We start from the raw sequence: 11,196 nt of genomic DNA, 5'->3' as shown, positions 1-11,196 counted from the left end.
AAGCACTTTCTGTTATTTAATTAAAAATAAACCAAGTAACTATGACTAGAGTTGTATGGCATAATATAAAATTTATGAGATAATGTATAATAATGTGTGTAAAATTAGTTAAGGTTGAGTATTTTCCTATAGAATACGAGCAGTCTTTTCAAATTAATAATGATAAAAGACATATTAGATTGGCTAACAACGAGACTTTAAAACACGGAATTTCCTGGGAAATTTCAAGCAGAATGCATTGTGGTGTTCTGAAATGATTAAAATCAGTGTTGTCTGTAATGTGTAGCTTACTTAAAATATAAAACTAAAGAAAATACTAAAGGTGATTGAGAATATGACACAACAAGGATATGGGGAAGCGAATGGAAAAGTAATATTAATTGGTGAACATGCTGTTACATTTGGCGAGCCAGCAATAGCGATTCCATTTACGACCGGGAAAGTGAGAGCGAAAATAGAATCTATAGAAGAACCTCTTTCTTCATGTATTAAAAGTGATGTATATGAAGGTGAGTTAATTAATGCACCTGAACATTTAAAGGCAGTAATTACTCGTTTTGTAGAAAAATATGAAATCCAAACACCTATAAAAGTTTCGATTGATACAAACTTACCACCATCTAGAGGACTAGGCTCAAGTGCTGCAATGGCGGTTGCTTTTGTGCGTGCAAGTTTCGATTACCTCAACAAACCATTATCTGATGAGTTGTTGATAGAAGAAGCTAATTGGGCGGAACGTATTGCACACGGTAAACCAAGTGGCATTGATACACAAACGATTGTATCGAATAAGCCAGTATGGTTTAAGCAAGGTAAAGTAACGACATTAAAGCCATTAGAATTGCATGGTTACATGATTGTTATTGATACTGGCGTACTCGGCTCTACGAAACAAGCAGTTGAAGATGTACATAATTTATGTAAAGAAGATAGTACGTACTTAGAACATGTGAAACATATTGGTCAACTTGTATATGAAGCAAGTGACTCTATAGAGCATCATAACTTCGAAAAATTAGCCTCTATCTTTAATTTGTGTCAAGAAAGCTTACGTACATTAACGGTAAGCCATAATAAAATTGAAACATTACTTGAGGCAAGTAAACAACAAGGCGCCATTGCTGGAAAATTAACTGGCGGCGGTCGCGGTGGTAGTATGATTGTACTTGCTTCAACCTTAGAAGTGGCTGAGAAAATTGTTGAAAGTGCGCAAGACTTAGGCGCACATCACACATGGATTGAATATTTAGGAGGTTAATGACGTTGGTTAATAGTGGTAAAGCACGTGCACATACAAATATTGCGCTAATAAAATATTGGGGTAAAGCTGATGAAACTTATATTATTCCGATGAATAATAGTTTGTCGGTTACATTAGATCGCTTTTATACTGAAACTAAAGTGACATTTGATGAAAGCTATACTAAAGATACGCTTATTTTGAATGGTCAAGCAGTCAATGACGCAGAAGCGGCTAAGATACACCGTTTTATGGATGTGTTCCGCGACTTAAGTCAAACCTCAATGTTTGCCTATATTGAAAGTGATAATTATGTCCCTACAGCAGCAGGATTAGCATCTTCAGCAAGTGCTTATGCGGCATTAGCAGCAGCTTGTGATGCAGCTTTGAATCTTGGGTTAACAGGCAAAGCGTTATCTAGATTGGCACGTAGGGGGTCAGGATCAGCTTCTAGAAGTATCTATGGCGGTTTTGTAGAATGGGAAAAAGGGTATGATGATGAGACATCGTACAGTGTTCCTGTTGAAGCAGATAATTGGGAAGACGATTTAGCAATGATATTTGTAGTCATTAATAATAAATCGAAAAAAGTTTCAAGTCGTGCCGGTATGTCACTTACACGTGATACATCACGTTTTTATCAATATTGGTTAGACCATGTGGATGAGGACATAGCGTCAGTTAAACATGCAATAAATCAAAAAGATTTTAAACAATTAGGTGAAGTGATTGAAGCCAATGGTTTACGCATGCATGCAACAAACTTAGGTGCTCAACCGCCGTTCACTTATATGGTCGATGACAGTTACTTAGTGATGGATATCGTAGACCAATGTCGTAAGGCGGGTCATCCTTGTTACTTTACGATGGACGCAGGCCCTAATGTTAAAATTTTAGTAGAAAAGAAAAATAAACAAGCGGTTATTGATGCATTACATAAATCGTTTAAAGAAGACCAAATCATTGCGAGCGACATTACACGTACAGGCGTAGAAATTATTGAGTAAGGAAGAGATGAAATGATTCAAGTTAAAGCACCAGGGAAGCTATACATTGCAGGTGAATACGCAGTTGTCGAACCTGGATATAAATCAATATTAATCGCAGTAGATCGCTTTGTAACTGCTTCTATTGAAGATTCAAATACAACTCAAGGCACGATACATTCTAAGACTTTACATCATGAACCAGTCACATTTCAAAGACGTGAAGATAAAATTGTAGTTTCAGATTTAAATGCGGCTAAACAATTGAAGTATGTCATCACAGCAATTGAAATCTTTGAACAATTTGTAAGAAGTAATAATATGCCTTTAAAACATTTCAATTTAACAATTGATAGTAATTTAGACGATACAAATGGGCATAAATATGGTTTAGGTTCTAGTGCAGCTGTCTTGGTATCAGTGGTTAAAGCTTTGAATGAATTTTATGGTATGCATTTATCTAATTTATATATTTACAAACTTGCAGTTATTGCAAATATGAAGTTACAGAGTTTAAGTTCTTGTGGTGATATTGCTGTTAGTGTTTATACTGGCTGGTTAGCTTATAGTACGTTTGATCATGAATGGGTATCACAGCAAATCGAAGATACGTCAGTTAATGATGTATTGAATAAAAACTGGCCTGGACTTCATATCGAACCATTACAGCCACCAGAGAATATGGAAGTGCTTATAGGTTGGACTGGCTCACCAGCTTCATCACACCATTTAGTGAGTGAAGTGAAACGCTTGAAATCAGACCCTACCTTTTATGGTAAATTCTTGGAACGCTCTCATTTATGTGTTGAGAAGTTGATACATGCTTTTAAAACGAATCATATTAAAGGTGTGCAACAAATGATTCGCATCAACCGTGAAATTATTCAATCTATGGATAAAGAAGCGACAGTTGATATTGAAACTGCGCATTTAAAAGTGTTGTGTTCTGTAGCTGAAAAATATGGCGGTGCTGCCAAAACATCAGGTGCAGGCGGTGGAGATTGTGGCATCACGATAATCAATAAAGGTATTAATAAACAACGCATTTACGATGAATGGTCAGAAAATGAAGTAAAACCTTTGGAGTTTAATATATATCACGGTCAATAATGAAAATGAACAGTATGAAGCTGAGGCATAAATATATGTCCTGCTCATTACTGTCTTTTTTTTGCTGAAATTGAATAAAAGTAAACTGCGAATCAACCAGACCCATAAACCAAACCCATAAACCAAACCCATCGACCATTGCTAATCAACTCATAATACGTAGTCGTTAGTCAGAATACATCTAATATCACTCTATGGAAAATTTACCTCTTAATGGAAATAAATTCAGTTGTAGAAATCAATTGTCTAAATGTACAAATGTTATTGAACTCATTGAGATTAAAGCATACGATCATCTTAAGAAAGCGCTTACAATAGTGCGGTGATAGAAGGGTGATTATTATGAATTTCGGACGTAAGTTTGGAGATGCAATTCGTAGATTTGGTGGCGCAATGATTGTTCCAGTATTACTATTTCCATTTTTCGGGATTATTATTGGTATAGCTACACTGTTTAAAAACGAGGCGATTATGGGTCAGCTAGCTGATCCTAATGGTTTATGGTTTCAAATATGGTCATTAATTGAAAATGGTGGATGGACTGTATTTGAAAATATAGAACTTATTTTCGTTATCGGCTTACCTATTTCACTAGCTAAAAAATCAGCTGGTCATGCAGTAATGTCTTCGGTAGTAACTTATATGATGTTTAATTATTTTATAAATAGCATATTAACGACATGGGGACCTGCTTTTGGCGTGGACTTTAAGGGTGATGCTGGAGAAGTCACAGGTATTACGGAACTTGCAGGTATTAAAACGTTAGATACAAATATTATCGGTGCACTCATCATCTCAGGCATCGCGATTTGGTTACATAATCGATATTATGATAAGAAATTGCCAGAGTCTTTAGGAATATTCCAAGGTTCGCCGTTTGTTGTCATGATTGCATTTTTTGCTATGATACCTTTAGCTTTTTTAACAAGTTGGGGATGGCCTATTGTTCAAGGATGGATTGCTTCGTTACAAGTATTTTTAGCTTCATCAAGTTATGTGGGCGTATGGCTCTTCCACTTTTTAGAACGAATTTTAATTCCGACAGGGTTACATCATTTCATATATACACCATTTGAATATGGACCGGCAGTGGTCGATGGTGGTATAAAATCATACTGGATTTCTCATTTAACTGAGTATTCGCAAACAACAAAACCACTAAAAGAAATTTTCCCCGGTGGTGGATTTTTATTACAAGGTAATATTAAAATGTTCGGTTCAATTGGTATAGCACTTGCGATATATTCAACAGCAAAAGCACATAAAAAGAAAGAAGTTGGGGCATTATTACTAGCGGCTACTTTAACAGCTGTGTTTGCAGGTATTACAGAGCCTTTAGAATTTACGTTTATCTTTATAGCACCGTTCCTATTTTTAATCCACGCTATACTTGGAGCAACAATGGTAACAATTATGCATGGGTTTGGTCTCGTAGGTAATTTAGGTGGTGGCTTCATTGAAATTGCAGCAACCAATTGGATTCCACTATTTGGTTCTCATTGGGGAACTTACGTTGCTCAATTTATTATAGGTATTATATTCATATTCATTTATTATTATTTATTCAGATTTATCATACTAAAAATGGATATACCTATGCCAGGTAGAGAGAAGGATGATGATATAGATGCTAAGCTCTATACGAAGCGTGATTATAAGGAAAATAAAAATAAAAAAAATAGTGATAAAAACGAATATGAAACAAAAGCTGCGATTTATTTAGAAGGCTTGGGTGGCACTGAAAATATTGCTGATATAACAAATTGTGCAACGAGATTACGTGTGACTGTTAAAGATCCTGAAAAAGTAGAAGAAGCTGATTATTTTAAAACAGTAGGTGGCGCGCATGGTCTTGTGAAAAGTGGTAAAAACGTGCAAGTCATCGTAGGGCTTTCGGTTCCACAAGTGAGAGAAGCGGCAGAGCAAATTATTAAGCACGATGCGTAAGGCTACAAAATTAAATATGATGTAAAGTCAACACTATCGTTGCTTTACATCATATAATTTGTATCATTATTTGGAAATTTTGTAGTTGTGATATGTTCTAGCGATAAAATCAAAAACCACATAATATGGAGTGAAACTGTAATATTCCGTATTATTAAAAAATTGCATTGGCGCACTGTTGACGTAAATATTGAATGCTGCATTTTTGGCAATATAATTGTCATGTAGTGTTGTGATAGAGACGTAATGCAATTCACGTGATTTAATGAGTTGAATAGGTTCTTTTAAATTTTTAGTTTCACCAGATAGAGAGATGATGAAAAGTAAATCTTCTGGAGACATTTGATCTATTGCTAAGCGCAATTCATTTTCATCATTAACTACAATAGAGCGTTTAGAGATAGAAAGCATATGACGTTGGGCTTCCCGAGCCACATTTTGCTGAGCCATGCCTGTACCGAATATATAGACGAAAGGTGCATCTTCTAATAAACGGTTTAAAAGTTTATAGTCGAACATTTCAAGGTGTTCTACGGTTCTTTGCACATCTTCGACAATCGGGTCAGTGTTTGCTAAATGTGATGGTTGCGTGTTGTTTTCCATTTTTAAGTAAAACTTAAAGTTGCTATAGCCTTCAAACCCCATTTTTTTAACGAGTCTATGAATCGTTGAGATGGAAGTATGCGTCAGTTTACTTAAATCATGAATTTTCATAGCTGACATGTCATCCATATTTTGACGTATGATATTGATGATATGTAAATCATTTTCAGTTAATTCTTCAAAGTGTTTATTTATAAGATGATCAAGTACCATATGTGCAGATTCCACCTATTCATTGGAAAATTTTCCGAAATTTAAAAATATATTCTAATGTTAATATATAAAATCTAAATACGTCAAATTTATTGGTATTTTTAATATTGTATTTTAATATGAAACTAATGTATTAAGCTTTTAAAAGAAATAAAGCTTAAATGTAATACGAAATTTTGTAAGCGGTTACTTTAAAGGTTGGATAAATTTAATATAAAGGGATGAGTCTTATGAATGTGAAAATTGGAATAATTGGATGCGGTGGCATAGCTAATGGTAAGCATTTGCCAAGTTTAGAAAAAATTTCAGAAGAAACTATGGTCGCTTTTTGCGATATAGACATAGCGAAAGCTGAATCTGCAGCGGAAACATATGGTATAAACAATGCTGCAATATATGAAGATTACAAACAGTTACTCGAAGATAAATCTATAGAAGTCATACATGTGTGTACGCCGAATAATACACATAAGGATATTACAGTCGCAGCATTAAATGCGGGTAAACATGTAATGTGTGAGAAACCAATGGCTAAAACTTCAGACGAAGCACGCGAAATGATTGATGCAGCGGAGCAAAATAATAAAAAATTAACAATTGGTTATCAAAATAGATTTAGAGCAGACAGTCAACATCTACGGAAGGTGACGCAACGTGGAGACTTAGGAGATATTTATTATAGTAAAGCACAAGCAATTCGACGTCGTGCAGTTCCTACATGGGGTGTGTTCCTAGATGAAGAGAAACAAGGAGGCGGACCATTAATTGATATTGGTACACATGCCTTAGATTTAACATTATGGATGATGGATAATTACGAGCCAGAGTCTGTTATGGGATCTACTTTTCATAAATTAGGTAAACAAGACAATGCGGCAAATGCTTGGGGATCATGGGATCCAGATAAATTTACTGTTGAAGACTCAGCGTTTGGCTTTATTAAGATGCGTAATGGCGCAACGATTATCTTAGAATCTAGTTGGGCACTCAATTCATTAGACGTGGATGAAGCGAAATGTGCATTGTCAGGTACGCATGGTGGCGCTGATATGAAAGATGGTTTGCGCATCCATGGTGAATCATTCGGCACTTTATATACATCTCAAATTGAAGTAGATAATGCAGGTGTTGATTTTTATGAAAGTGAAAAAATCGATGAAGCTGAAGAAGAAGCACGTGCTTGGATAAATAATATTATTCATGATACTGAGCCAGTCGTAAAACCGAAAGAAGCATTTGTAGTGACTCAAATATTAGAAGCGATATATGAATCTGCAAAAACAGGAAAAGCGGTATACTTAAATAAACATTAATCAAAGGGGAGCTTACTATTGAATATTACAATTTGGAATGAATTTCGTCATGAACAAGAAAGTGCTGAAGTAAAAAAAGTTTATCCAGAAGGCATTCATAAAGCATTAGCTTCTTTTCTAGAGGCTGAACACCAAGTTAAGACAGCGACACTAGACGAACCTGAACATGGCCTGACAGATGATGTATTAGCAAACACAGATGTATTAGTTTGGTGGGGGCATAAAGCTCATGATGAAGTTGAAGATGTCATTGTCGAAAAAGTGAAACAACGTGTATTGGATGGCATGGGGCTTGTTGTGTTACATTCTGGACATTTCTCGAAAATATTCAAAAACTTAATGGGTACCACTTGTGACCTTAAGTGGAGAGAAGCAGATGAAAAAGAGAGGTTATGGGTAGTTGATCCGACACATCCGATTACTGAAGGCTTAGATTCATATTTTGAATTAGAAAAAGAAGAAATGTACGGAGAGCATTTTGATATTCCAGCACCTGATGAAACAGTCTTTATTAGCTGGTTTGAAGGCGGAGAGGTCTTTAGAAGCGGAGCAACTTTTAAAAGGGGTAATGGCAAAATATTCTATTTCAGACCAGGTCATGAAAGTTATCCGACATATTATAATGCCAACATCCAACAAGTCATTAAAAATGGTGTGAAATGGGCATGTAATTCCAATACACCGAAACATCAATATGGCAATGCTCAACCGTTAGAAGAAATAAAAGAAAAATAGGGTTGGGAGTTTGATTACTATGGAGAATGTGGAAAAATTGAAAATCGGGATTATTGGTTGTGGTGGTATTGCGCAAGGCAGACATATTCCTGCATTTCAAAATTTAAGTCATCTTGCTGAAATTGTGGCAGTGCAAGACGTCAATCAAACACTGGCAAAAACAGTAGCGGATAGATTCGCAATTGGTACAGTGTTTGAAAGTTATGAAGCTATGTTTGAAAAGGTTGATGCCGTAGCTATTTGCACACCAAATAAATTCCATGCAGAAATTTCTATTGCGGCTTTAGAAGCGGGTGTCCATGTGTTTTGTGAAAAACCGATGGCGATGAATCAATTAGAATGCGAACAGATGGTTAAAGCTGCTATGCGTGCTGACAAATTATTGGCTATAGGCTATCATTATCGATTTACGGATGCTGCGATTACCGCAAAAAATGCTGTGGATGAGGGCGTGGTTGGTGATGCGCTTGTCACACGTGTACAAGCCTTACGTAGAAGAAAAGTGCCAGGTTGGGGTGTGTTTACGAATAAAACATTGCAAGGTGGCGGTAGTCTGATCGATTACGGATGTCACTTGTTAGATTTGTCATTATGGTTATTAAAAGATGTTGAACCCATTGAAGTCCTAGGTAAAACATATAACAGACTAAGCAAAACGCCGAATCAAATCAATGACTGGGGAGAATTTGATCATGAAACGTTTGATGTAGATGATCATGTCACGAGCTTCATTACTTTTGAAAATCATTCAACGATGCAATTTGAATGTTCCTGGTCAGCAAATATTAAAGAAGATACAAAACATATAAGTATTTCAGGTGTGGACGGTGGCATAAGTTTATATCCCTTTGAAATATACCAACCACGGTTTGGCACGTTTTTTACAGAACAAGCCGATGCAGCACATGATGAAGAAATTGCAGCCCAGAGACAAGCACTTAATTTTGTGAACAGTTGTCTAGGGCATGAAGCGTTAGTCGTACAACCTGAACAAGCGCAAAAAATTAATATATTAATAGATGCGATATATCAAAGCAGCACAGAAGGACATAGTATTCGATTGTAATGTTTTAAAATTTTGAGGAGGGTTTAATTTATGAAAATTGGTGTGTTCTCAGTATTATTTCAAGATAAGACTTTTGAAGAAATGTTGGACTATGTAGCTGATGCGGGTGTTGATATGGTTGAATTAGGTACTGGAGGTAATCCAGGTAATCAATTTTGCCCTTTAGATGAATTATTAGAAGATGAAAGTAAAAGAGCTGAATATTTAGAAAAAATACAACAACGTGGTTTAGGCATTAGTGCTTTTAGCTGTCACAATAATCCAATTTCACCAAATCAAGATCATGCACAAGATGCGCATGATACTTTGTTTAAAACAATAAAATTAGCGGCTTTATTAAATGTGCCAGTGGTTAATACTTTTTCAGGTGTGGCTGGTTCGGATGAAACAGCAAAATATCCTAATTGGCCAGTAACGCCATGGCCAACAGCCTATTCTGAAATATTAGAATGGCAATGGGAAGAAAAACTAATTCCATATTGGAAAAAAGCAGCAGATTACGCAAAAGAACAAGGTGTCAAAATCGCAATTGAACTACATGCGGGATTTTTAGTACATACCCCTTATACATTGTTGAAATTAAGAGCAGCGACAAATGATGCGATTGGTGCTAACTTAGACCCTAGTCATTTGTGGTGGCAAGGTATCGATCCAGTTGCTGCAATTAAAATTTTAGGTCGTGAAAATGCAATTCACCATTTTCACGCTAAAGATACATACATTGATCAAGAAAATGTAAATATGTATGGTTTAACGGATATGCAACCTTATGGCAATGTACAAACGCGTGCTTGGACATTTAGAACTGTAGGCTATGGTCATAACCCACAAGTATGGGGAGAAATCATTAGCGCATTGAGAATCAATGGCTATGATTATGTCGTAAGTATCGAACATGAAGATCCGATTATGTCGATTGAAGAAGGTTTTACTAAAGCAGTAAATAATTTGAAATCAGTAAATATAGAAAATCCTGCACCAGATTTATGGTGGACTTAAAAGTCGATGAAGTGAACTTAGTATGCGAATATAAAAGCATATACTAAGTTCACTTTTTTATTTATAAGACAACTTGAATCAAGTCATAATAGGCAAACAATATAATTAAAAACTTGAAATTTTTACTAAAAAGAGTAAAATAATTAGAGTTGTAAATACAAAAAATGTGAATGCGTGCACCTATACATATTAAATTAGCATAGGATTTTTGACTCTGTATATTACTAGAAAGGTGAGGGTGTAGTTGCAAAATAAGTTTCTGATTTGTGATGATTGTCAGGGCGTGGATTGTAAATCATTAGAAAAAAAGTTGACGAAATTAGACCCTGAAGCTGAAATAGAGATTGGCTGTCAATCCTATTGTGGGCCAGGCAGACGAAAAACATTTGCGTTTGTTAATAACCGTCCGCTGGCTGCACTAACAGAAGAAGAACTCATGGAAAAAGTAATGAAACAGTTACAAAAACCAAGAGATCCAGAAGAAGAAGAGCGCTTGAGACAGCGTAATGAGTTGCGTAAACGTCGTAAAGAAGAACAAGATAGAAAATTGAAAGAGAAACTCGCACAGCGAAAAAGTGCGAAATAACATATAGATGCAATGTTTATATTGATAATATTTGAAAGTGAATGAGCAGTGGTGAGACTTATGAATTTAAGTTGCACTGCTGTTTTTTGTGTTTTTTATAGCAATTAGTGTTGTTCTGGTCCAAGCAATTTATTTAATATATTAGAATTATCATGATAAATTCTATAAAGACAGTATTATATTTGGTTCATTTGTTGATAAAAGTAATGAAATGGTTTAAAAATACAATTTATTTATGAAAACACATATAAAATGAACTGAAAAGGGTAAATACAAATTATGAAGTTAGTGAAACAATTAAATTTTAATGGTTCTTTGCACACCGGTTTTTAGCTATTGATTTATAAAGACGTGCAAAAGGTTGTTCAATAATATTGCGAGGCTAACGAGCATAAATA

10 protein-coding genes are annotated in these 11,196 nt (G+C 35.3%); 9 read left to right on the top strand and 1 reads right to left on the bottom strand.

Annotated elements, in window-relative coordinates:
- Positions 1-334: 334 nt before the first annotated feature.
- The 4 genes from mvk to NSR03_RS09950 all read left to right on the top strand — a co-directional run bounded on the left by mvk (position 335) and on the right by NSR03_RS09950 (position 5,283).
- Positions 335-1,258, top strand: coding sequence for a mevalonate kinase (gene mvk / locus NSR03_RS09965; protein ID WP_021339584.1), 924 nt, complete (start codon positions 335-337; stop codon positions 1,256-1,258).
- Positions 1,259-1,263: 5 nt separating this feature from the next.
- Positions 1,264-2,247 (top strand): diphosphomevalonate decarboxylase, encoded by a 984-nt coding sequence (mvaD, locus tag NSR03_RS09960; RefSeq protein ID WP_037553093.1) that lies wholly within the window; start codon positions 1,264-1,266, stop codon positions 2,245-2,247.
- Positions 2,248-2,259: 12 nt separating this feature from the next.
- The gene (locus tag NSR03_RS09955; RefSeq protein WP_069820612.1) at positions 2,260-3,336 is read left to right on the top strand and encodes a phosphomevalonate kinase; all 1,077 of its coding nucleotides are present in this window, start codon (positions 2,260-2,262) and stop codon (positions 3,334-3,336) included.
- 342 nt (positions 3,337-3,678) lie between these two features.
- Positions 3,679-5,283, top strand: a complete 1,605-nt coding sequence (locus NSR03_RS09950; RefSeq protein ID WP_002508436.1) for an alpha-glucoside-specific PTS transporter subunit IIBC — start codon at positions 3,679-3,681, stop codon at positions 5,281-5,283.
- Between the two features lie 66 nt (positions 5,284-5,349).
- Here the strand turns inward: NSR03_RS09950 and NSR03_RS09945 are convergent, their stop codons facing one another.
- Positions 5,350-6,099 (bottom strand): MurR/RpiR family transcriptional regulator, encoded by a 750-nt coding sequence (locus tag NSR03_RS09945; protein WP_002508435.1) that lies wholly within the window; start codon positions 6,097-6,099, stop codon positions 5,350-5,352.
- A 230-nt stretch (positions 6,100-6,329) separates the two neighbouring features.
- Between NSR03_RS09945 and NSR03_RS09940 the strand changes: the two genes are divergently transcribed.
- The 5 genes from NSR03_RS09940 (at position 6,330) to NSR03_RS09920 (ending at position 10,798) form a co-directional block, all read left to right on the top strand.
- Complete coding sequence (locus NSR03_RS09940) at positions 6,330-7,412, top strand: Gfo/Idh/MocA family protein (RefSeq protein ID WP_340719219.1); 1,083 nt, start codon at positions 6,330-6,332, stop codon at positions 7,410-7,412.
- Between the two features lie 18 nt (positions 7,413-7,430).
- The gene (locus tag NSR03_RS09935; protein ID WP_021339588.1) at positions 7,431-8,147 is read left to right on the top strand and encodes a ThuA domain-containing protein; all 717 of its coding nucleotides are present in this window, start codon (positions 7,431-7,433) and stop codon (positions 8,145-8,147) included.
- A 28-nt stretch (positions 8,148-8,175) separates the two neighbouring features.
- On the top strand, positions 8,176-9,213 hold the full coding sequence (locus NSR03_RS09930) for a Gfo/Idh/MocA family protein (RefSeq protein ID WP_031266058.1): 1,038 nt from the start codon (positions 8,176-8,178) through the stop codon (positions 9,211-9,213).
- 30 nt (positions 9,214-9,243) lie between these two features.
- On the top strand, positions 9,244-10,212 hold the full coding sequence (locus tag NSR03_RS09925; protein ID WP_021339590.1) for a sugar phosphate isomerase/epimerase family protein: 969 nt from the start codon (positions 9,244-9,246) through the stop codon (positions 10,210-10,212).
- Positions 10,213-10,456: 244 nt separating this feature from the next.
- The gene (locus tag NSR03_RS09920; protein ID WP_002508430.1) at positions 10,457-10,798 is read left to right on the top strand and encodes a DUF1450 domain-containing protein; all 342 of its coding nucleotides are present in this window, start codon (positions 10,457-10,459) and stop codon (positions 10,796-10,798) included.
- Positions 10,799-11,196 lie beyond the last annotated feature (398 nt).

The sequence above is a fragment of the Staphylococcus sp. FSL W8-1207 genome (assembly GCF_038003745.1).
GTDB lineage: Bacteria > Bacillota > Bacilli > Staphylococcales > Staphylococcaceae > Staphylococcus > Staphylococcus equorum.
Note: the sequence above shows the minus strand (reverse complement) of the source record. Positions and strands in the feature narration are given on the sequence as shown.

Excerpts from the sequence above, each read along its gene's own strand:
- NSR03_RS09925 (WP_021339590.1), top strand. The coding sequence starts at position 9,244 with ATGAAAATTGGTGTGTTCTCAGTATTATTTCAAGATAAGACTTTTGAA.
- NSR03_RS09940 (WP_340719219.1), top strand. The coding sequence starts at position 6,330 with ATGAATGTGAAAATTGGAATAATTGGATGCGGTGGCATAGCTAATGGT.
- NSR03_RS09950 (WP_002508436.1), top strand. The coding sequence starts at position 3,679 with ATGAATTTCGGACGTAAGTTTGGAGATGCAATTCGTAGATTTGGTGGC.
- NSR03_RS09955 (WP_069820612.1), top strand. The coding sequence starts at position 2,260 with ATGATTCAAGTTAAAGCACCAGGGAAGCTATACATTGCAGGTGAATAC.
- NSR03_RS09945 (WP_002508435.1), bottom strand. The coding sequence starts at position 6,099 with ATGGTACTTGATCATCTTATAAATAAACACTTTGAAGAATTAACTGAA.
- mvk (WP_021339584.1), top strand. The coding sequence starts at position 335 with ATGACACAACAAGGATATGGGGAAGCGAATGGAAAAGTAATATTAATT.